At 63.4% G+C, this 20,242-nt stretch carries 21 protein-coding genes; 9 read left to right on the top strand and 12 right to left on the bottom strand.

The genetic code is table 11. The features are described 5' to 3' along the window. Positions 1 to 18: 18 nt before the first annotated feature. From KFF05_02595 to KFF05_02585, 3 genes are all read right to left on the bottom strand, one after another. A complete protein-coding gene (locus KFF05_02595; GenBank protein ID UTW52286.1) occupies positions 19 to 957 on the bottom strand; it encodes an ABC transporter permease in 939 nt (312 codons plus the stop codon). Position 958: 1 nt separating this feature from the next. Next, positions 959 to 1,876, bottom strand: a complete 918-nt coding sequence (locus tag KFF05_02590; protein ID UTW52285.1) for an ABC transporter permease — start codon at positions 1,874 to 1,876, stop codon at positions 959 to 961. Positions 1,877 to 1,968: 92 nt separating this feature from the next. Next, positions 1,969 to 3,507 carry an ABC transporter substrate-binding protein gene (locus KFF05_02585; GenBank protein ID UTW52284.1) on the bottom strand — a complete coding sequence of 513 codons (1,539 nt, stop codon included), beginning with the start codon at positions 3,505 to 3,507 and terminating at the stop codon, positions 1,969 to 1,971. A 186-nt stretch (positions 3,508 to 3,693) separates the two neighbouring features. On the opposite strand from KFF05_02585, the gene KFF05_02580 reads away from it, so the two are divergent. After that, positions 3,694 to 5,091 (top strand): CoA transferase, encoded by a 1,398-nt coding sequence (locus KFF05_02580; GenBank protein UTW53553.1) that lies wholly within the window; start codon positions 3,694 to 3,696, stop codon positions 5,089 to 5,091. Positions 5,092 to 5,098: 7 nt separating this feature from the next. Here KFF05_02580 and KFF05_02575 read toward each other — a convergent pair whose 3' ends face one another. After that, positions 5,099 to 6,040, bottom strand: coding sequence for a DMT family transporter (locus KFF05_02575; GenBank protein ID UTW52283.1), 942 nt, complete (start codon positions 6,038 to 6,040; stop codon positions 5,099 to 5,101). A gap of 96 nt (positions 6,041 to 6,136) precedes the next feature. On the opposite strand from KFF05_02575, the gene KFF05_02570 reads away from it, so the two are divergent. Together KFF05_02570 and KFF05_02565 are read left to right on the top strand one after the other, a co-directional pair. After that, positions 6,137 to 7,132 carry a Gfo/Idh/MocA family oxidoreductase gene (locus tag KFF05_02570; GenBank protein UTW52282.1) on the top strand — a complete coding sequence of 332 codons (996 nt, stop codon included), beginning with the start codon at positions 6,137 to 6,139 and terminating at the stop codon, positions 7,130 to 7,132. Positions 7,133 to 7,162: 30 nt separating this feature from the next. After that, a complete protein-coding gene (locus tag KFF05_02565) occupies positions 7,163 to 7,450 on the top strand; it encodes a hypothetical protein (GenBank protein ID UTW52281.1) in 288 nt (95 codons plus the stop codon). Between the two features lie 17 nt (positions 7,451 to 7,467). On the opposite strand, the gene KFF05_02560 is transcribed toward KFF05_02565, so the two are convergent. Then, complete coding sequence (locus KFF05_02560; GenBank protein UTW52280.1) at positions 7,468 to 7,683, bottom strand: YqaE/Pmp3 family membrane protein; 216 nt, start codon at positions 7,681 to 7,683, stop codon at positions 7,468 to 7,470. A gap of 111 nt (positions 7,684 to 7,794) precedes the next feature. Here KFF05_02560 and queA point away from each other — a divergent pair, with 111 nt between their 5' ends. The 5 genes from queA to queF all read left to right on the top strand — a co-directional run bounded on the left by queA (position 7,795) and on the right by queF (position 12,509). Next, a complete protein-coding gene (queA, locus tag KFF05_02555) occupies positions 7,795 to 8,868 on the top strand; it encodes a tRNA preQ1(34) S-adenosylmethionine ribosyltransferase-isomerase QueA (protein UTW52279.1) in 1,074 nt (357 codons plus the stop codon). Positions 8,869 to 9,004: 136 nt separating this feature from the next. Continuing rightward, the gene (locus tag KFF05_02550; protein ID UTW52278.1) at positions 9,005 to 9,322 is read left to right on the top strand and encodes a hypothetical protein; all 318 of its coding nucleotides are present in this window, start codon (positions 9,005 to 9,007) and stop codon (positions 9,320 to 9,322) included. Positions 9,323 to 9,345: 23 nt separating this feature from the next. Then, the gene (locus tag KFF05_02545; GenBank protein UTW52277.1) at positions 9,346 to 10,803 is read left to right on the top strand and encodes a chemotaxis protein; all 1,458 of its coding nucleotides are present in this window, start codon (positions 9,346 to 9,348) and stop codon (positions 10,801 to 10,803) included. A gap of 111 nt (positions 10,804 to 10,914) precedes the next feature. Continuing rightward, entirely contained in the window at positions 10,915 to 12,042 is a 1,128-nt protein-coding gene (tgt, locus tag KFF05_02540) for a tRNA guanosine(34) transglycosylase Tgt (GenBank protein UTW53552.1), read from the top strand. Between the two features lie 2 nt (positions 12,043 to 12,044). Continuing rightward, a complete protein-coding gene (gene queF, locus KFF05_02535) occupies positions 12,045 to 12,509 on the top strand; it encodes an NADPH-dependent 7-cyano-7-deazaguanine reductase QueF (GenBank protein UTW52276.1) in 465 nt (154 codons plus the stop codon). 76 nt (positions 12,510 to 12,585) lie between these two features. Here the strand turns inward: queF and KFF05_02530 are convergent, their stop codons facing one another. From KFF05_02530 to KFF05_02520, 3 genes are all read right to left on the bottom strand, one after another. Continuing rightward, positions 12,586 to 12,864 (bottom strand): hypothetical protein, encoded by a 279-nt coding sequence (locus KFF05_02530; GenBank protein UTW52275.1) that lies wholly within the window; start codon positions 12,862 to 12,864, stop codon positions 12,586 to 12,588. Positions 12,865 to 13,026: 162 nt separating this feature from the next. After that, positions 13,027 to 13,383, bottom strand: a complete 357-nt coding sequence (locus KFF05_02525; protein UTW53551.1) for a 6-carboxytetrahydropterin synthase — start codon at positions 13,381 to 13,383, stop codon at positions 13,027 to 13,029. A 17-nt stretch (positions 13,384 to 13,400) separates the two neighbouring features. Continuing rightward, positions 13,401 to 13,769 carry a 6-carboxytetrahydropterin synthase gene (locus KFF05_02520; GenBank protein UTW52274.1) on the bottom strand — a complete coding sequence of 123 codons (369 nt, stop codon included), beginning with the start codon at positions 13,767 to 13,769 and terminating at the stop codon, positions 13,401 to 13,403. Between the two features lie 194 nt (positions 13,770 to 13,963). Here KFF05_02520 and KFF05_02515 point away from each other — a divergent pair, with 194 nt between their 5' ends. Then, the gene (locus KFF05_02515) at positions 13,964 to 14,281 is read left to right on the top strand and encodes a TraR/DksA family transcriptional regulator (GenBank protein ID UTW52273.1); all 318 of its coding nucleotides are present in this window, start codon (positions 13,964 to 13,966) and stop codon (positions 14,279 to 14,281) included. A 62-nt stretch (positions 14,282 to 14,343) separates the two neighbouring features. Here KFF05_02515 and KFF05_02510 read toward each other — a convergent pair whose 3' ends face one another. From KFF05_02510 to queE, 4 genes are all read right to left on the bottom strand, one after another. Next, positions 14,344 to 16,551 (bottom strand): xanthine dehydrogenase family protein molybdopterin-binding subunit, encoded by a 2,208-nt coding sequence (locus KFF05_02510; protein UTW52272.1) that lies wholly within the window; start codon positions 16,549 to 16,551, stop codon positions 14,344 to 14,346. Positions 16,552 to 16,554: 3 nt separating this feature from the next. Next, a complete protein-coding gene (locus KFF05_02505; GenBank protein ID UTW52271.1) occupies positions 16,555 to 17,013 on the bottom strand; it encodes a (2Fe-2S)-binding protein in 459 nt (152 codons plus the stop codon). Positions 17,014 to 17,192: 179 nt separating this feature from the next. Continuing rightward, entirely contained in the window at positions 17,193 to 19,436 is a 2,244-nt protein-coding gene (locus KFF05_02500) for a hypothetical protein (protein ID UTW52270.1), read from the bottom strand. Positions 19,437 to 19,571: 135 nt separating this feature from the next. Continuing rightward, complete coding sequence (gene queE, locus KFF05_02495) at positions 19,572 to 20,201, bottom strand: 7-carboxy-7-deazaguanine synthase (GenBank protein ID UTW52269.1); 630 nt, start codon at positions 20,199 to 20,201, stop codon at positions 19,572 to 19,574. Between the last annotated feature and the right edge of the window lie 41 nt (positions 20,202 to 20,242).

The raw sequence follows: 20,242 nt of genomic DNA, 5'->3' as shown, positions 1-20,242 counted from the left end.
CCGTTCTTCGTCCTCTTCCTAATTCCGATTTTCGGGTGCAGTCACGTCGCGCACGCCGTCACCCAGAAGATTGATGGCGAGGATCAGCGCGAACAGCGCCGCCCCCGGCACACCGATCAGCCAGGGGTCGAAGAACATCATGCCCTTGGCCTCGGAAATCATCAGGCCCCAGCTGGGGGCCGGCGGCTGCACGCCGAGCCCGAGGAACGACAACGCCGCCTCGAGCAGGATCGCATGGGCCATTTCCAGGGTCGCCACCACGATCAGGTGGTTGACCACATTGGGCATGATTTCCGTCATGATGATGCGCAGGGTGGAACAGCCGCAGGCCTGGGCCGCCGCCACGTAATCCAGGTTGCGCACCTGCATGGTCGTACTTCGCATCACGACGGCGAAACGGTCCCATATCAGAAGCCCCAACACCCAGATCACGATCCACAAGCTGGACCCGATCAACGACACCACGGCCAGCGCCACCAGCACCACGGGCATGGAGAGCCGCGTCGTGATGATGAAATTGACCACCATGTCGACCCGCCCGCCGAAATAGCCGGCGGCGACGCCCAGGGCTGTGCCGATGACCCCGGAAATCAGCATCGCCGAAAACCCGATCAGCAACGAGATTTGGGCCCCGTGAACCAGCCGCGTCAGGTAATCGCGGCCCTGCAGATCCGTCCCCAGCGGATGGGCCGGATCGTATTTCGGGCTGTCGTGCCAGAACGGCGGTTTCAGCTTCTGCGCCAGATCCTGGTCCAGGATCGGATCGAACGGCGTCAGCAGCGGCGCGAAGATCGCGATCAGGAAGATGGCGGCCAAGACCGTGCCGCCGATCATGATTCCATAGTGACCGAAGATGCGCCGGCGCATCTGCGACGCGGGCGACGGTTCCAAAATTTTGTCCGCGTCGGACGGTGCGGCACCCGAGGGGGTGATTGATTGGGTCTCTGGACGGGCCATGTCAGGTCACCCTGATTCGGGGATCGAGGAAGGCGTTCAACATGTCAGCCAAGAAGGTGATGACGATGTAGAACAGCGACAGAACCAGCACGATCGCCTGCATCATGGGCAGATCGCCGCGCTGGATGGTCTCCCAGGCCAGGAAGCCGAGCCCGTTGATGGCAAAGATGCTTTCGATGACGATCGAACCGCCGAGCATGAAGCCGAACTGAACGGCGGCTAGCGACACCACCGGAATAATGGCGTTACGCAAGGCATGCTTGAACAGGACCACCATGGGACGCAGGCCCTTGGCCTTGGCCGTGCGGATGTAATCCGACTGCAGAACCTCGAGCATCCCGGCGCGGGTCAGACGCATGACGCCCGGCGTCACGTAATAGCCCAGCGCGATGGACGGCATGATGAAGCCTTGCCAGGTCTCGACCCGTGAAATCGGCAGCCAGCGCATCTGAATGCCCAGGAAGAACATCATGATCAGCGCAAACCAGAACGACGGCAGCGCCTGACCGACCACGGCAAGCGTCAGGGCGAAGCGATCGATCAGCGAATTCGGGCGGATCGCCGCCGCCACGCCCAAAGGGATCGACAGGATCAGCGCAAAGGCGATGGCGCAACCGGCCAGGATCAGCGTGTTGGGCAATCGGGTCAGAATGACGTCGGAGATGTCTTCTTTCAGATAGTGAGAGCGGCCCAAGTCGCCCTGCAGGGCCCGGCCGAGCCAATCCATGTATTGCACGGGGATCGGACGGTCGTATCCGTAGGATTTGCGGATGTGTTCGATTTCGTCATTCGACGCCGCCTCGCCGGCGAGCGCCACGGCGGGATCGCCGGAAACATAGATCAATGAAAACGTGATGACCGAAACGGTCAGCGCCACCATGAAGGCGACCCCCAACCGTTTCAGAATATATTTCAGCATGTTTCGCCCATCCGTACCGCCCCCCTGGAATTCGAACGGCGACCCGGCGGCCCTTACGGGACCGCCGGGCGATATCGCCATTCAGACGAAAGTTACTTCCACTTCGCGGTGTAGAAGCGCGGGATCTCGTCCGACGTCGTTTCGATGGAGAGATCCTTGTTGTAGGCGTAGTTCTTGGCGTAGGTGAACATCGGCAGCCAATAGACGTTCTTGGCGATGATGTTGAACGCCTCGCTATAGAGCTTTTCACGTTCGCCCTGATCGGTCAGGTTTCCGGCCTTATTGATCAGCTCATTGACCTTCGGGTCGTTGGCCGGATCGTCCTTGCCGCCCGAGAAGAACACCCCGGCGCAGGCCGACGCATCCGGGATCGAGTAGGAGCCCCAGGTCATGTGATGGACCGGGGTCACGCCGTTCTGCGCCAGACCGCGCAGCTTGCGGTACTGCATGAAGCTCAGCTTCGCCTTGACGCCGATCTTGGCGAGATCGGAGATCACGGCTTCGGTGAATTCACGCTGACGATAGGCGTAGATGTCGAATTCGAACCCATCGGGATAACCGGCTTCGGCCAACAGCTTCTTGGCCTTGGCGGGGTCGTATTCATAGCCCGACACGTCCTGCGCGCAGGCGACCTGATCCGGGTGGCAGGGGGTGTTGATCACCGCCGCCGCTTCGCCGACCAGGTTCTTGACGATGGACTCCCGGTTGATCGCATGCGCGATAGCCTGACGCACGCGCTGGTCCTTGAACGCCTTGACGTCAGACGAACCGTCGACATCGAACGCCAGATAGCTGATGCGCATCGTCTTGGCGTTTACGACATCCACCTGCCCGGAAGCGTTGAGCTTCTCGGCCTGATCCTTCGGCACGTCCCAGATCCAGTCCACGCCGCCGGTCAGAAGTTCGGCCATCTGCGTGTTCATTTCCTTGATCGTGCGATAGACCAGATTCTTGATCGCCGGCTTGCCTTTGGGGCTGCCGTCGAAATAGTCGTCGTTGCGGACCATGACGATCTTCTCGCCCGGTACGATTTCGGTGATCTTGTAGGGGCCGGTGCCGTTCGGCTTGACCGCGCCGAAGTCCTTTTTGCCGTCCTGAGTCATCGGCGCCTTGTCGTAATGGCCGGCGTTCAGGATGGGCACGGCCTGCGCGAGATACGCCAGGGCCGCCGGGAACGGTTTGTGCAGGTGAATGCGAATGCTGTTCGGGCCGGTTTTCTCGGCCGATTTCATCCAGCTGACGTTCTTCAGCGTGACGATGCCGTTGTCCTTGTTGGTGGTAAAGTCCACCGTGTAGATCACGTCTTCCGGACCAAAGCTGGAGCCGTCGTGGAATTTGACGTTTTCGCGCAGTTCAAAGTCCAGGGTCACGTTATCGACCCATTTGTAGGATTTGGCCAGAAGCGGCACGAACTTGCCGGTCTTGAGGTCGCGGAACAGCAGGCCGTCCCAGGCCGTGTTGCCGATGATGACCAGTTCACGGGTACGGTTGAAGTAGGGATCGACGACAGGAGATTCGCGGTCGGTCACCCAGGTAAGCGTATCATTGGCCTTGCCGGCGAGTGCCGCGCCCGCGCTGATACCCAGCGCAACCGCCGCGACCGGCAGGCCCTTCAAAATTTGACGAAACATATTCGTCCTCCCTTGGTTCAATTCCCTGCCGCCCGTGGCTTACGCCTTTGTAACTTCTGGTCGGCAATCCTGGCCGTCCCTGTCATGAGAGGCTGAGCGCATTTCAAAGCATAGGCCGCATGAATGCAAGGATGTATAAGTACCCAAATGTGCATCCTTAATGAGTCCAAAAACATGTTCGAAGCTATGCCAGCGCCGTCTTCATCCCAGCAAGCATTGACCGAAATTCTAGACGCCGTGGGCTGGGAAGGGCGGGCTTCCGACACTCCTGTCTTCACTGGCGCGGATCCCCAGTTACCCACAACTTTCCGCGTGGCCACCGCCGGGGCGGCGGTGCTGGGCGCGGTCGGGCTGGCCGCCGACGCCCTGTGGTGCCTGAAGACCGGGCAGACGCAGGATATTTCCGTTGATCTCCGCGCGGCGGCGCTGGCCATGCGCTCCAATCGCCATGTCCGCGTGGGAACGGCCGGTTTCGGAGCCGCCTGGGCGGATATCTCAGGCCTCTACCGCTGCGCCGACGGACGCTGGGTCCAGCTTCACTGCAACTACCCCTGGCTGGCCGAGGGTATTCTCGACATCCTGGGTTGCTCATCCAACCGGGCGGCAGTTACCGCGGCGCTTGGCACCTGGGACGCCGCCGCGTTCGAGGCTGCCGTGGCGGAACGAAATCTCTGCGCCTTCATGATCCGCAGCAAGGACGAATGGGCCGCCCATCCCCAGGGCAAAGCGGTCGCGGGCCTGCCACTTATAAGTATAGAGAAAATCGGCGACGCGCCGGTGCAACCCCTGCCGGCCGGCGACCGCCCGCTGTCCGGCATCCGCGCCCTGGAACTGGTGCGCGTCATCGCCGGGCCGGTCTGCGGGCGCACCCTGGCGGAGCACGGGGCACAGGTCATGCGTATCGGCCGGCCCGACCGCCCGGACGACGACAGCCTGCTGCGCGACACCGGCCACGGCAAGCTGGCCGCCAATCTGGATCTGCGCGACCCGGGTGCACCCGATACCCTCGACGCCCTGATCAAACAGGCCGACGTGGTCACCCAGGGCCATCGCCCGGGCACCCTGGCCGGGCGCGGCGTAGCGCCGGAGCGCCTGGCCGAACTGCGTCCCGGGATCGTCTTCGTCAGCCTGAGCGCCTGGGGCCACGAAGGCCCCTGGGCTCATCGCCGGGGCTTCGATTCCCTGGCCCAATGCGCCATGGGCATCGCCGCGGAACATGGTGGGCCGGAGACGCCCCGCCATCTGCCGGCGCAGGCGCTCGATTATGTCTCCGGATACCTCGCCGCCTTCGGCGCCATGGAGGCCCTGCGCCGCCGCGCCACCATCGGCGGCAGCTGGCTGGTCCGCCTGTCATTGGCGCAAAGCGGCCATTGGATCGATCGTCTGGGACGGGTCAGCGATGATGCCGCCAAGCAACTGGCGGAGCCCGACTACGACGACGTCAAGGATCTGATGGAAATCCACGACACCGCCTGGGGGCCCATGGAACACCTGAAACCGGTCGTGCAGATGTCGGAAACGCCGCCGCGCTGGGACCTGCCGGCGGCGCCCCTCGGCACCCATCCGCCCGCGTGGCCGATTTAGGGCCGACCTAGCCTTCGGTGGTTTTCAGGGTAGCCCCATCGGCCGACCCCTTCGCCCGGGATTCCCGATAGGTGATGTAAAGGGTCGAACAGAACACCACGGTACCGCCGATCCAGGTCCATAAATCCGGAAACTCGCCGAACATCACATAGCCCAACCCCGCCGCCCACAGCAACCGCGTGAAGTCGGCGGGCAGCACGGCGGTCGCCTCGCCCAGTTGCATGGCCTTGGCCATGGCGAGATGGGCCAGCGCCGCGATCAGCCCAATGGCGATCATCTCGCCGAACTGGGCCCAGGTCGGCCATTCCCAGACGAACAGCGCCAAGATCAGCGTCGCCGGCGTGAAATAGACCGAGGAATAGAACACGATGGTGACCGGGGAATCGTAGCGCGACAGGATTTTCACCAACAGCAACGCCCAGGCCCAGAGCACCGTCGACCCCAACGCCCACAAATATCCCGCACTGATCTCGTGAAACCCGGGGCGGATGATGATCGTCATGCCGATGAAACCGACGAACAGAGCCCCCCAGCGGCGAATGCCCATCTTCTCCCGCAGCATGACCACAGCCCCCAAGGAGGTGAACAGCACGACCGTGAAGCTGAGCGCCGTGGCATCGCCGACAGGCACCAGGGACAAGGTATAGAACCAGGTCAGCATGGCGCCCAAGCCGACCACGCCGCGCACCAGTTGCAGATCCGGCCGCTTGCTTTTCCATGCGTGCCGATCCTGGCGCAGCAACAGCGGCGTCAAGGCGATCAGCACGACCACGTTGCGGAAAAAGGCGACTTCGAAGGGGTGCAGTTCCTGTGTGACGTCGCGGACCAACGCGTGCAGGCAGGCAATCAGCCCCGCCCCCACCATCATGAACAGCATGCCCCGGCAGTTGTCGACTTCCCGGGGACCTGCCGGTGTCGCTTGATCGCTGAGGTCCCGGGTCGTCGTCATGGCTTCACTATAGACGCGGGTCAAGGTCTGGCAATATGGTCGTCGCCCCGATATGGGGCCAATTGCATACAATCCTTGGGGAAGGGAACCGTCACCATGATCAAAGCAGGCATCGCCGGACTGGGCCGTTGGGGCCAGACCCTCGTCAATTCCGTTCACGGCAAAAGCGACAAAATTACCATTACCGCCGGCTGTACGGGCCGCAAGGCCCGGGCCGAGGCGTTCTGCGCCGAGAAGGGCATCGACCTGCGCGACGGCCTGGCCGACCTGTTGAACGACCCGGACCTGGACGCGGTGATCCTGGCCACCCCGCACAGCCAGCACGCGGATCAGGTGATCGCCGCCGCCGCCGCGGGGAAGCAGATCTTCATCGAAAAACCCTTCACCCTGGACCGCGACAGCGCCCAGGCCGCCGCCGACGCGGCCGAGGCCGCGGGGGTGGTTCTGGCGCTTGGCCACAACCGGCGTTTCCATCCGATCACGCTGAAGATCAAGGACATGATCACCAGCGGCGCGCTTGGCCAGATTCTTCATATCGAAGGCAATTTGAGCGGCTCCGGCGGCCTGCGCTACGGGCCCGACAGCTGGCGCGCCCAGGTCGATGAAAGCCCGGCCGGCGGCATGACGCCCATGGGCATACACGTCGTCGACGCCATGATCTATCTGATGGGCGCGGTCGACGAGGTCACGGCTCGGTCGGACCGTCAGTTCCTGAAAATCCCCACCGACGACACGACCTCGGTGATGCTGCGCTTCGCCTCGGGCGCCACAGGCTACCTGGGCACCCTGACGGCGACGGCGCCGATCTGGCGCATTCAGGTCTTCGGTACCGGCGGCTGGGCGGAAATGCACAGCTATGACCGCCTGTTCGTCTGCAAGGTCGCGGCCGACGGCACGCCGGGCAAGGAAGAGATGATCGAATACGGACCCTTCGACATGGAGCGCGCGGAACTGGAAGCCTTCGCCGATGCCTGCACGGGCAAGGCCGCCTACCCCCTGCCCCCGGCCGAGGCCGTGCACGGCACGGCGGTGCTGGAAGCCGTCATCCGAGGGGCTGAAAGCGGCCAGCCGGTTCTGCTGAAAGACGTCTAGGCGGGCGCTGGCCCAAGGAGGTCACCGGCCATGTGGTTCCTGATGCGTCAAGTCATGCGCTACGGGCGCTACGTGGCCTGGACCGTGGCGGCGGCGGCGGCCGCGGGCCTTTACGGCATCCTGTCCGTGCGCGAGGAGATCACCCTGTTCGGTGGCGCGCCCCACGCCATCGAATGGTGGGAGCCCTACGTCTGGCCGTCCGTCGCCTTCGTGATCGTCAGCCGCATCCTGCGCATGCTTCTGAACCGCTTCGCCGGGGCGGCGAATGCGCATCTGGCGCGCCTGCGGCGCGGGGACATTTTCGGCCCCCGGCCTTAATCACCAGGAAGAACGGGTCAGCTGTCGCCGTCGCCCGGCATGCCGCCCATGCCGGCCTGGGCGATCTTCTTGTCCGTGTTGTAGTTGTTGAGCGCCCAGACGGCCCAGATCGCCGCCGGGACCCAGCCGATCAGCGACAACTGCAGAATCAAGCAGATGATGCCCTGGATCGGGCGGCCGATCGTGAAGAACACGAACCACGGAATCAAAATCGCAAGAATCAGTCTGACCATGGAAAACCCCTTGTTCCGAACGGTCCCCCCCCCAGGACCCGATGAAGATCAACGTTAGCCCGCCAGGAATCTCCTGACAATCCGCACGCATTGTCTTAAGTTTCGCCCCCCATGAAAACCGACCTGTTTGATTTCGACCTGCCGCCGGAACGGATCGCCCAGAAACCGGCGAGCCCACGCGACTCCGCACGCCTGTTGGAGGTCACGCCCGACGCCTTGATCGACCGGGGAGTGCGCGACCTGCCGTCGCTGTTGAATCCGGGCGACGTGCTGGTGGTCAACGACACGCGGGTGATTCCGGCGCGCCTGACCGGGCGGCGCGGCGACGCGTCCCGCCCCGGCCCGCCCGAAGGCGGGCCCAAGGTCGAGGTCACCCTGCACAAATGGGACGATGACGGCCTGTGGCGGGCCTTTGCCCGCCCGGCGCGCAAGCTCAGCCCGCGCGACCACATCGTGTTCGCCCCCGGTTTTTCCGCCGACGTCGTGGATAAGCGCGACGGCGGCGAGGTCGTCCTGCGCTTCAACAAGGCCGGGCCGGATTTGAAGGACGCGCTGGAACAGTTCGGCGTCATGCCCCTGCCACCCTACATCAAGCGCGAAGCCACGGGCGACGATGCCGACAAAGACGACTACCAAACCCTGTTCGCCGCCCGCGACGGCGCCGTCGCCGCCCCCACGGCATCCCTGCATTTCACGCCGGAGCTGCTGGCCGCCCTCGACGCGCGGGGGGTCGAGCGGGTCAGCCTGACCCTGCATGTGGGCGCCGGCACCTTCCTGCCCGTGCGCGAGGACGACACCCGCCACCACGTCATGCATGCGGAATGGGGCGAAATCAGCCCGCAGGCCGCCGCCTTCATCAACCAGGCGCGGGCTGCCGGTGGGCGCGTGGTGGCCTGCGGCTCCACCGCCATGCGGCTGCTGGAAACGGCGGCCGACGACGAAGGCTGGCTCCATCCTTTCAAGGGCGACACGGACATCTTCATCACCCCGGGCTACACCTTCCGCGCCGTGGATTTGATGCTGACCAATTTCCACCTGCCGCGCTCGACCCTGTTCATGCTGGTCGCCGCCTTCTCCGGGCTGGAGCGTATGCAAAGCGCCTATGCCCATGCCGTCGCCGATGCCTATCGCTTCTATTCCTACGGCGATGCCTGCCTGCTGCACCGCAACGACGGCGCCGAATAAACCGCCGGACCAATGCCGCCCGTGTCAGGCTGCGGCAAGGCTTTCATTGCATTCTGGTTTATGCTTATCTCCGCCCGCTCTTGAGGTCGGTGAAACCCAATCCTGCGGAAAAATCCGCATAAGGCATCGGCTGGACATGACGTTCCGAAATCTCTTGCCGGCCACATTGTTGGTCGCCGTCTGTATTCTATGGCTGGCCGCCGCCACCCTGCGGCCCGTGCCGGGCCAACCGCAGGTCGGCGTCGTGTTCCCGCCCGGCCTTGACGGCGCCCAGGTCCTGGCCCGCATCGCCGATGCAGGCGGACGCCTGGTCCGCGAAGGGGCTTGGCCGTTCATCGCCGTCGTCGCCCTTGACCGCCCGGAAACCCTGGCCCGCCTCCGCGACCGGGGCGTCTTGCTCACCATCAATCCGCTGGTCCTCGGCAGTTGCCTCACCCGACCTGCCGCAAACTGACGATCACCAAAAGGAACCCGATCATGGATGCCCTTAACGAGCTCCGCATCAACTCAACCCGATTTTTCGTCTTGTTCGCCTGGGCACACCTGCCGCTTGCCGGTCTCGCGTTCTGGCTGACACAGGGCGACATCATCACCGGGGCCGGCATCATCGCCGCCGTTGCCGTTGCATCAACAGTCGCGTGGCGCACCCAGCCGACGGCCGCAGCAAGCCGCTTCCTGATCGCCGCCGGCGCCATGATCAATGTCGGCGCTCTGTTGTACCTGTTCGCCGGTCATGCCTGGCAGATCGACGTACATATGTACTTTTTCGCCGTTCTGGCGATGGTCGCCGCCTTCTGTTGCTGGCGGGCGGTGTTGGTCGCCGCCGCGACGGTCGCCGTGCACCATCTGGTCCTCAATTTCACCCTGCCCTATGCCATCTTCCCCGATGGCGCCGACTTCTTCCGCGTCGTTCTTCATGCCGTCATCGTCGTCATGGAAACCATCGTCCTAAGCTGGCTGACGTTCCGTCTGGTCACCGGGTTCCGGCAAAGCGCCGAAGCGGTCGCCACCGCCGAGGAGGCCAAGGCAGAGGTCGAACGGCTAAGTCAGGAGCGCGAACGCCTGGAACACGAGGGGCAGGAAGAACGCCGCAAGCTGCTGCTCGACATGGCCACCCGCTTCGAACGCCAGGTCGGCCCCATCATGGTCAATGTCAATGACCACGCGCGCAGCATGTCCGACGTATCGAAGAGTCTGACCGATTTGGCGGCTCAGGCACTTTCCCACTCGACGGATACCGCCGCGGCCATCGAACAGGCAACCGGCAACGTGCAGACCGTTGCCAGCGCCACCGAAGAAATGACCGCCAGCATGGCAGAGGTTTCCAGCCAGGTCGGCCGGGCCCATGACGTGGCGCAGGAAGCCTCCCGCAAGGCGCGCGAAACGGATCAGACCATGGTCCGCCTGAAGGACGCCGCCGCCAAGATCGGCAACGTCATGGAGATGATCAACGATATCGCCGAACAGACCAATCTGCTGGCCCTGAATGCCACCATCGAGGCCGCCCGTGCCGGCGAAGCGGGCAAGGGCTTTGCCGTGGTCGCGTCAGAGGTCAAGAATCTGGCCAATCAGACGGCCAAGGCGACCCAGGAAATCGCCGGGGAAATCGCCACCATGCAGAATGTGTCGGAAGACGCGGCGCGCGAGATTCAGGGCATTTCCGCGACCATCGACGAAATCAATGCGGTCAGCGAAGCGATCGCCGCCGCCGTCGAGGAACAGTCCGCCGCGACCCAGGAAATAGCGCGCTCCAGCCAGGACGCCGCCGTCCATACGGACAAGGTCCAGACCAACATCAATGCCGTGCGCAACGCGTCCGAGGATACCGGCAGCGCCGCCGGCGAGGTTTCAACCGCCGCCACAAATCTGTCAAATCAAGCCGACAGCCTGAAACAGGCCATCGACGCCATGCTTCAGGACCTGCGCGCCGCCTGACCCGCATTCTTGAGGGGCCCACGGCACGCCCATCCGCCCTGACAAAAAGAGGCGGATGGGCGCTTGCCTGTGGACGGCGGTCCCATCATAGTCCGCGCCATGAACAAACAGATGCATTTCACCGTCAGCGCCATGGATGGCCGGGCCCGCCGGGGCCGGTTGGACACCGCCCATGGCCCGCTGGAAACCCCAGCCTTCATGCCCGTCGGCACGGCCGCGACCGTGAAGGCCATGACGCCCGAGGCCGTGGCCGCGACGGGCGCCCAATGCGTGCTCGGCAACACCTATCACCTGATGCTGCGCCCGGGATCAGAACGGATCAAACGTCTGGGCGGCCTGCACGAATTCATGAACTGGCCCGGGCCGATTCTGACCGATTCCGGCGGCTTCCAGGTGTGGTCGTTGAAGGACCTGCGCAAGCTGACGGAAAAGGGCGTCACCTTCCGCTCCCACATCGACGGGGCCAAGCACGAGCTGACGCCGGAAAGCGCCATGGCGATCCAGAACGATTTGGACGCCGACATCACCATGGTGCTGGACGAATGCACGCCCTTCGGCGTGGATGAGGCCGAAGCCCGCGTGTCCATGGAACTGTCCATGCGCTGGGCCCAGCGCTGCCGCGATGCCTTCGAACAGCGCCCCGGCTACGGCCTGTTCGGCATCGTCCAGGGCGGGGTCTATCCGGACCTGCGCCGGGAATCGGCGGAGGCGCTGAAAGCCATCGGCTTCGACGGCTACGCCATCGGCGGGCTCGCCGTGGGCGAAGGCCAGGACCTGATGTTCCAAACCCTGGACGTCACCACCCCGCACCTGCCGGAAGACAAGCCCCGCTACCTCATGGGTGTGGGCAAGCCGTCGGATTTGGTGGGGGCGGTGGAACGCGGCGTCGACATGTTCGACTGCGTGTTGCCGACGCGGTCGGGCCGCACGGACCAGGCCTTCACCCGGCGCGGCCAGGTGAACATCCGCAACGCCCGGCACAAGGACGACCCCCGGCCCATCGACCCGGATTGTTCCTGTTACGCCTGCACCAACTATTCCCGGGCCTATGTCCACCATCTGGCCCAGGCCAAGGAAATCCTGGGGCTGACGCTGCTGACTTGGCATAATCTGCATTACTATCAGGAACTGATGGCGGGCATGCGCCAGGCCATCGAAAACGGAACCTTCGCAGCGTTCAAGAAGGCGTTCGAAGACGGCGAAGCGGCGGGCGACATTCCCGCGATTGAGGGCGATTAGCCATGGCGAAGACGACGGAAACCACCCTGACCCAACTGGGCGCGGCCTCGACGATCCCGGACAGCCCCGAGACGGCGACCTTGGAATGCGCCGCCAACCCGCACCCCAAGACGCCCTATCTGATCCGTTTCACCTGCCCGGAATTCACGTCGCTCTGTCCCGTCACCGGCCAGCCCGATTTCGCGCACTTGGTCATCGACTATGTACCGGGCCGCAAGATCGTCGAGAGCAAGTCGCTGAAACTCTACCTGGCCAGCTTCCGCAATCACGCCGGCTTTCACGAGAAATGCACCCTGGATATCGCCGCCAAGATCAAGAAGGCGGCGGCGCCCAAATGGCTGCGCATCGGCGGCTATTGGTACCCGCGCGGCGGCATCCCCATCGACGTTTTCCACCAGACGGGTGAGCCGCCCAAAGGCCTGTGGATTCCGGATCAGGGCGTGGCAGGGTATCGCGGGCGCGGCTAGGCCCGCCCTTGACGTTCCAACATTCGCTGACTTGAATGCGGGGAAGGGCCCAGTCCGTCCCCCAGCTTCCGGGTGTCTAGCCCGCCGCCGCGTCGTCCCGCTGGACCGGGGTCGGCCATTCCATGGGCACTTCGACCGCATGGCCGAAATAGCCGATCAGGTCGATGAAGCTTTTGACCACGGACAGGTTGGGGATCGATGACAGGATCGGGCCGCCGGCGCCTTCGGGAATCGCGGACAGCTCGTCGCCGGGCTGATTATCCCGGTATTCCTGCACCGCGCGGTCCAGGTTCCGCGCGTCGGTGATGATAAAGAAATCCGGGTCCTTCTTGGACTGCAGGATCAGGAATTCCATGGGACGTCTCCTCGTTGCCGCATTGGCCTTCGCCCGCACATTTGGGGTATTCCCCGATATGTTGCGCGGAGGCGAAACCATTGGCCAAGATTTTGTAATAACGGGAAGAATCGGGCAAGGAAAAGCCGTGGGACGGCGGTATGATGGCGACGGCGGCGGGCGTCAGGCGCCTCGGTAGACACAGCCGGTGGTGGCGTTCTCACGGATCTCGATCTCGCTAAGTCCTTGAAGATGAGTCGCAATTCGATCCCATAGCCAGACGGCGATGTTTTCCGTGGTGGGGTTTTCCAGGCCTGGAACCTCGTTCAGATAATGGTGGTCGATTTCCGCCAGAACGGGTTCGACGCGGGCCGCGACCTCGGCGAAATCAATGACCCAGCCTTCCGATTCGCGGACCGGGCCGGTCACGGCGACACGCAGCAGGAAGGTATTACCGTGCAGACGGGAGCACATATGGCTGTCCGGCAAGCGCGGCAGGCGGCGGGCACTTTCAAAGGAAAAGCCGTGGTAGACGGTCATCGTGCCGGGGGCAGCGGTCATGCGGGGCGTCCTTCCGTAATGCAGCCGACGGCCGGATTTTCCCAAAGCTCGACCGCGACGGTGCCGGCGGCGGACAAGCGCTGGGCCAGATGGTCACGCAGGTAGCCGCAGAGGCGTTCCGTCGAGGGGTTTTCCAAACCGGGCAGTTCGTTCAGGTATTGGTGATCGATATCGGCCAGCACGGCGTCGATTTCCCGCTTCAGGTCCGCCGGGTCGATCACCCAGCCCGTCGCCGCATCAGGCGTGCCGTGCAGCCGCAGGGTACCGTTGAAGGTATGCCCGTGCAGGGCCGCCGCCGGATGATCGGCGCCCACGCCGGTCAGACGCTGGGCCGCGACGAAGGTGAAATCCATGAACCGTTCCATGGCCGGTTTCCTAGAGCATTCCGCGAGGCGAGAAAAGCCCGAAGGGCCGCAAAGCGGCTGTCGGTTGCACCGCCGCGATTTCGCCCCCAGATAATTGACCTAGCTCAAGGCGGTCATGTCCGATGTTATCGACTATGTTATTCTAATGATCAGACGCGACCGATGGCCCACGTCCAAACCGAAAGGGAATGTCCATGAATCTTGGGGAAAAGATGAAACCGGTCCTGGAAAAGCGCCTCGCGGTGTTGAAAGAGGAGATCGCGGACATCGACCAGACGCTGCGTGAACCGGACAGCCAGGATTTCGAAGAACGCGCCACGGAGAACGAGGGCGATGAGGTGTTGGAAGACCTGGGCAACGCGGCGCTGATCGAAATCGCGCAGATCGAAACCGCCCTTGAGCGGATCGCCGGCGGCACCTATGGCGACTGCGTCACCTGTGGCGAGGCTATTCCTCCGGCGCGGCTCGAAGCCGTGCCCCAGGCGGCGCAATGCATCAAGTGCGCGTCCTGACGTTTTCCATTTAATTTCTGCCGGAAGAAGACCGCCCGCCCAAGGGCGGGCAGTCTCCGGTCCTACGACTGCATGCCTCGGGTAAACGGCAGGGTCGTAATCCATTTTCCGGTGCCGCGGGCGACGGCGTTGGCCACGGCCGGGCCGATGGACGGCACGCCGGGCTCACCCACGCCGGTCGGCGGTGCATCCGACGCAACGATGTGAACCTCGACCTTGGGCATGGCCGAAATACGCAACGGCGTATAGCTGTCGTAGTTGCCCTGCTCCACCGTGCCGTCGGCAGCCAGGGTCAGCTCCTCGGCCAGGATGGCACCCAAGCCAAAGCCGGTGCCCCCTTCAATCTGCGCCTTGACCACGTCCGGATTGACGACGGTACCGCAATCGACCGCGGCGACGGCCCGATGCACTTTCACCGCGCCGTCCTTGATCGAGACTTCGGCGACATGGGCAACGAAGGTGTGGAAGCTTTCGTGCACGGCCAATCCCAGGAACCGGCCCTTGGCGAGGGGCTTGCCCCAACCGGCCTTTTCCGCCGCCAGCTTGAGCACCGCCGCGTGGCGCGGATGGCGGTCGAGCATGGCCAGGCGGAACGCCAGCGGATCGGCCCCCGCCGCCGCCGCGACCTGGTCGAGGAATACCTCGGTCGCATAGGCCGTATGGGTCGAGCCGACGGCCCGCCACCACAAGGGCGGCACGCCGACCTCTGTCGTGGTCAGGCCGACACGCAGGTTGGGCACGGCATAGGGCAGGTTGGATGCCCCCTCGACCGAGGTCTGATCAATGCCATTCTGGATCAAGCCCTGGAAGGGCGTGCCGGCGACGATCGATTGGCCGACGATGTGATGGTCCCAGGCGACCAGCTTGCCGGCGGCGTCGATGCCCGCCTTCAAACGATGGACGTAGGCCGGACGGTACCGCCCGCCCCGCATGTCGTTCTCGCGGGTCCATTGCACCTTGACCGGGGCCTTGTACCCGATGGCCTTGGCGACCATCACGGCCTCGGCCACGATGTCGCCGTCGGGCGTACCCCGGCGGCCGAAACCGCCACCGGTCTTCATGATGTGCAGAACGACCTGTTCCGGCTTGATCCCGGCAATGCCCGCCGCAATGCCCTGGTACAGGCCGGGCAGTTGGTGCCCCGCCCAAAGCTCCAGGGTACCGTTTGCATTCATCCGCGCCACGGCGTTGAGGGGCTCCATCGCCGCATGGGCGAGATAGGGAAAGCGGAAAGTGGCCTCAACCGTCTTGGCCGCCCCCGCCAACGCCTTGGTCGCGTCACCATCGCTGCGGGCGGTGGCCTGCGGCTTAGCTGCGGCGCGTTTCTCATATTCGGCCAGGATTGCCGCCGACCCCCGGGTTTCGGCCTTGGCCTCGTCCCAGGTCACGGCGACCGCGTCGCGGGCGGCGAGCGCCGCCCACATGTGTTCGCCGACCACGGCGACGCCGCGCGGCGTCGCCACCACGTCGACCACGCCCTTCATGGCCTTGGCCTTGGCGGCCTCGAAAGATTTCACAACGGCGCCGAACTTGGGCGGATGGATCATCACGGCGGTCAGCATGCCCGGCAACACCACGTCGATGGTGAAGGGATGGGTGCCGTCGGTTTTGGCTTTGCTGTCGTAACGGCGCAGTTCGCCGTTGCCGATCAGGGTCCAGTCCTGGCGGTCCTTCAAGGGGACATCCTTTGGAACCGGCAGCAGGGCTGCCTTGGCCGCCATCTCGCCGAACCCCGCCGACTTGCCGGACGCATGGGTCAGACGCCCATCCTTGACGTCGACTTCGGTGGCAGGCACGTCCCAGTCCTTGGCGGCGGCGGCGACCAGCATCATGCGCGCGGCGGCACCGGCCTTGCGGTAGCGGTCGAACGACGTGGTCATGGAGGACGACCCCCCCGTGCCCTGTACGGCCCCGCCCCAGACGATGTTGCCATAGAGACTGAGGTCGCCGGTCGCGCCCTCAACGGTGATCTGGTCCCAGGCTGCCCCCAGTTCCTCGTTCACCAGGGTGGCGAGGCCGTGATAGGCGCCCTGCCCCATGTCGAATTGGGACGACAGGATGGTGACCTTGCCGTCGGCTGCGATCTTCAGGTAGGCATCGAAGGGTGCCGGCGCGCCGGACAGGGCGGCACCCATGGCGGCCCCCGCGGGTGCTGCGCCGAAGCCGATGATAAAAGCCCCTGCGGCGGCGGCCGAGGCAACCAGGAAGGCACGGCGGCTGGTTTTCACCGATACGGCCGGGGTCAGGTGTTCAATGATCTTGGGCAGCATAATTTACGCCTCCAGCCGGCGGGCGGCTTCATGGATGCCGGCCCGGATGCGATGATAGGTGGCGCAGCGGCAGAGATTGCCGTCCATCGCCGCGTCGATGTCGTCGTCCGTGGGCTTGGGCCTTTCCGTCAACAACGCCACGGCGGCCAGAACCTGGCCCGATTGGCAGTAGCCGCATTGCGGCACGTCCATGTCCGTCCAGACCTGGCGGACCGTCTCGGCGACCTTACCACCGATCCCTTCGATGGTCGTGATCTTGACGCCCGTAAGGTCGCCGACGAAGGTCTGGCACGACCGTGTCGGCTGGCCGTCCAGATGCACGGTGCAGGCGCCGCAAAGCGCCTGACCGCATCCGAACTTGGTGCCGGTCAGGCCGACAAGGTCACGGATCGCCCAAAGCAACGGCATGTCATCCGGTGCATCGACCTGATGGTCGACGCCGTTGATGTTCAATTTCGGCATTTTTCGACTTCCCTATTTGATTTGTCACCGTTCTCTATCGGCGCCCCCGATGACACCTAGGCGGGCGAAAACCCGTCACCAGAATGGTTATTCTGGTATCTAACGGTAGGTGGTCGTCCGAAACCGTCTATTCAAGTTACGGGGCCGTTAAATTTTCTCTTTTTCGACGGTCCGCGCCGTCACTTCCGGTCGGAATCCCAGACCCCGTCCCAATCCTCGCCGGGGGGTGTCGCGACATAACGGTGCATACGCTCCGCGAAGACCCGGGCCAAGTCATCCTCCGGATACTCGGCACGGTAGGCTTCAAGGGCGGTGCAGACATTCGGCCAGTCGCGGGACTGGCAGAAAACATAGATCTCGGACCAACTGGCGCAGCGTCGGCGGTCCGCATCCGTCGCATGGGCATCGTCGCCGTCAAGAAAACCCACGAGTTCATATGCCGTCACGGGTATCGTGCTGCCGACGGGCCGGACCCGGTCAACAGGCCGCGTCAGAAAATGGTCCTTGGCCACTTTATAGACATCCTCGCTTATCAAAATGCGGGTGCCGTAAATTTTGTTCAGACCTTCAAGCCGCGACGCCATGTTGACACAGGCGCCGATCGTCGTGTGATCCATGCGCGTCTCCGATCCCACGTTGCCGACCACCGCCTCACCGCAATGCAGGCCGAACCGGGTTTGGATTTCGGGCCACCCGTAGGATCTCCACATAGCGTTCAGACGGTCGTTTTCCGCTTCACAACGCAGTGCCGCACGACAAGCGTGGATTACATGGTTCGCGTCGTCTTCGATCCCGTTCCAAACGGCCATGATGGAATCACCGATATACTTATCGATCGCCCCGTTCTCCGCGAGAATCTCTTCCGACAACACCTCGAAATAAGACGACAGCTTCCGCATCAGATCCTGTGGCGACATCAACTCCGACAGCTTGGTGAAACCGGCGGCATCTGTGAACAAGACGGATACCATCCGGTTGTCCCCTCCTAACTCCGGCAAGCTTCCGTGGGTGATCAGGTTGTTCGCCACGCCCTGCGGAATATAGCGGCCCAGGCCTTTTACGGTCGTTTTGAGGGAGCCGATCGACGAGGCCAGATCCTGAACCTCGGCAACCCGTGAACGGGTCAGCACGGGATTATCCAATTCGAGACGCCGGATCACGTCGGTCTCGAGAACCAAATCGGAAATGGGCCGCGCCAGATTTCGGGCGACGAGGATGACAAGGGATGTGCCGCACAGAAGAAACAACAGCGATAATGTCAGACTTTGGATGGTCAGTTCATCGACCCCCTGCAATACATCTGTTTTTTGCAGGGCAATGCCGAGAAAGACATTGGGGCCGACCAGACCGTCCAGGCCAACCACATGAGAGACATGCGCTACCCCGTTCACGTTGAAGGTCAACAACTCCGAAGTCTGACCGGAAAAACCGATCGATCTTTTCTCGCCGATGTCGGCGATGGATGGATAGCCTTCGCCCCCTGCCAAACTGCTGCGTGCCGCGCGGAACATGGCGTCGACGACGGGGTCCTCGAGTTCGGCAATCTTTGCCGCTCTGAACACCCCCTTCGTCTCGTTGACTATGAGTTTCCGGGCATTCGAATAGGCGATCACCGTTCCATCACCTGTGAAAATAACCGCCGTTCCATCGCCCGAGAACTCCAGGTCATTTAATACCCGCGACAGATCGGAAAGCGTCATATCGACACCAAAAACACCTTCCTCTCCGGCGCGTTTTGACGCGGTGACCCCGACCACACCAAGGGTCGCGAATGCATAAGGCCGCGACAGAACGGTGCCGTCGGCACGCAGGGCGGCCACATGCCACGGCCGGGTGCGCGCATCGTACTGCCGTACACTATGAAAAGGCGGGCCGATTTCCCGTTGTTCAGAGTCGAAGAAAACCCACGTCTCGTTGCGCGGGGCGCTTGGTGCGCCCTGAAGATGACGCATAGCGAACCGGGCGCTAGGCGGCACCCTGACCTGCCCCCAATCGACCTCCCTACCATCAACAACATTGTAAATCTGGCGAAATTGCTCGTCGCCGGTCGCGAAGTAGACCGAGAGAATTTGCGGGTTGATCTCCATGAACGCTGTGACAAAGCGGCGCATCTCGGGGTTGAGGGGCTCGCCGCCGGGCGGCACGGCGAATTTTTCGGCATCGTGGGCCAAGGCGAGAATCGGCCGCAATGTCAGGTCAAGTCTCGACCTGATGCGGCGCGCGATGTCGTTGATAACGTTCGCCGTATATCCGTAGGTCAGCGCGGAATTTTGATGATGGTTGAAGTAGATGATCGCGGCGCATACCGCCACCACGATCAGTACGAAGACGAGGATCAGATTCCAGACCAGTGGCAGCCGAAACGCTTCACGAATTTGCGCTCGCGGGCCGGCCAGCGATGCCGATTGTTTGCCATCGAACATTATAGTATGTCCAAAAAGGTGTTAATCGCCCCACCTATTTCTTACATTAATATACAAATCAATTTTGATGTAACATTAAAAGACAATGGCTTTCCGAACGCCGCGTCAGCGCCAAGTTCGTCGCGTCAGTCCCGGTCAGGGAATCCCCAGCATCTTGTGGGTCTGCAGCGACAGCCGCCATTTGGGATGACGCAGGCAGTAGGCCACGGCGGCCGCCGTGTTGGCGTCCCGGTCCGGGCCGTCCATGGGCTGCAGCAGGAAGTTGGCGAAATCCCAGTCTTCATAGCGGTCAGGCTCGGCCCCGGCCTGGGGAAACACCAATTTCAATTCATCGCCGCGGTGCTGCACGACCTCGGTTCCGGCCTTGGGGCTGACGCAAATCCAGTCGAGCCCATCGGGGGCGTTGAGGGTGCCGTTGGTTTCCACCGCAACGTGAAACCCTGCATCGTGCAAGGCATCAATCAGTGGTTCGTCCAACTGTAACAGGGGCTCGCCGCCCGTGCAGACGACCAGGGGCGCCCCCCCGCCCGGCCAGCTTGCCGCCACCGCCGCCGCCAGGGCATGGGCGTCCTTGAACGATCCGCCACCGGGCCCGTCCGTGCCGATGAAATCCGTGTCGCAGAACCGGCATTGCGCGGTCGCGCGGTCCTGTTCCCGCCCGGACCACAGATTGCAGCCGGCAAAGCGCAGGAACACGGCCGGGCGGCCAGTCTGCGCGCCCTCGCCCTGCAACGTGAAATAGATTTCCTTGACGCTATAGGCCATCGCCCGTTCCCGGCTGCTGCCCCGGTACTGTGCCGGGCCGC

The organism is bacterium SCSIO 12827 (assembly GCA_024397995.1).
Classification (GTDB): Bacteria; Pseudomonadota; Alphaproteobacteria; order Rhodospirillales; family Casp-alpha2; genus UBA1479.
The sequence above is the reverse complement of the archived record's forward strand: the minus strand, read 5'-3'. Positions and strand labels throughout refer to the sequence as shown.

Coding starts and splice junctions, on each gene's coding strand:
- KFF05_02595 (UTW52286.1), bottom strand. CDS start 957: ATGGCCCGTCCAGAGACCCAATCAATCACCCCCTCGGGTGCCGCACCG.
- KFF05_02590 (UTW52285.1), bottom strand. CDS start 1,876: ATGCTGAAATATATTCTGAAACGGTTGGGGGTCGCCTTCATGGTGGCG.
- KFF05_02585 (UTW52284.1), bottom strand. CDS start 3,507: ATGTTTCGTCAAATTTTGAAGGGCCTGCCGGTCGCGGCGGTTGCGCTG.
- KFF05_02580 (UTW53553.1), top strand. CDS start 3,694: ATGCCAGCGCCGTCTTCATCCCAGCAAGCATTGACCGAAATTCTAGAC.
- KFF05_02575 (UTW52283.1), bottom strand. CDS start 6,040: ATGACGACGACCCGGGACCTCAGCGATCAAGCGACACCGGCAGGTCCC.
- KFF05_02570 (UTW52282.1), top strand. CDS start 6,137: ATGATCAAAGCAGGCATCGCCGGACTGGGCCGTTGGGGCCAGACCCTC.
- KFF05_02565 (UTW52281.1), top strand. CDS start 7,163: ATGTGGTTCCTGATGCGTCAAGTCATGCGCTACGGGCGCTACGTGGCC.
- KFF05_02560 (UTW52280.1), bottom strand. CDS start 7,683: ATGGTCAGACTGATTCTTGCGATTTTGATTCCGTGGTTCGTGTTCTTC.
- queA (UTW52279.1), top strand. CDS start 7,795: ATGAAAACCGACCTGTTTGATTTCGACCTGCCGCCGGAACGGATCGCC.
- KFF05_02550 (UTW52278.1), top strand. CDS start 9,005: ATGACGTTCCGAAATCTCTTGCCGGCCACATTGTTGGTCGCCGTCTGT.
- KFF05_02545 (UTW52277.1), top strand. CDS start 9,346: ATGGATGCCCTTAACGAGCTCCGCATCAACTCAACCCGATTTTTCGTC.
- tgt (UTW53552.1), top strand. CDS start 10,915: ATGCATTTCACCGTCAGCGCCATGGATGGCCGGGCCCGCCGGGGCCGG.
- queF (UTW52276.1), top strand. CDS start 12,045: ATGGCGAAGACGACGGAAACCACCCTGACCCAACTGGGCGCGGCCTCG.
- KFF05_02530 (UTW52275.1), bottom strand. CDS start 12,864: ATGGAATTCCTGATCCTGCAGTCCAAGAAGGACCCGGATTTCTTTATC.
- KFF05_02525 (UTW53551.1), bottom strand. CDS start 13,383: ATGACCGTCTACCACGGCTTTTCCTTTGAAAGTGCCCGCCGCCTGCCG.
- KFF05_02520 (UTW52274.1), bottom strand. CDS start 13,769: ATGGAACGGTTCATGGATTTCACCTTCGTCGCGGCCCAGCGTCTGACC.
- KFF05_02515 (UTW52273.1), top strand. CDS start 13,964: ATGAATCTTGGGGAAAAGATGAAACCGGTCCTGGAAAAGCGCCTCGCG.
- KFF05_02510 (UTW52272.1), bottom strand. CDS start 16,551: ATGCTGCCCAAGATCATTGAACACCTGACCCCGGCCGTATCGGTGAAA.
- KFF05_02505 (UTW52271.1), bottom strand. CDS start 17,013: ATGCCGAAATTGAACATCAACGGCGTCGACCATCAGGTCGATGCACCG.
- KFF05_02500 (UTW52270.1), bottom strand. CDS start 19,436: ATGTTCGATGGCAAACAATCGGCATCGCTGGCCGGCCCGCGAGCGCAA.
- queE (UTW52269.1), bottom strand. CDS start 20,201: ATGGCCTATAGCGTCAAGGAAATCTATTTCACGTTGCAGGGCGAGGGC.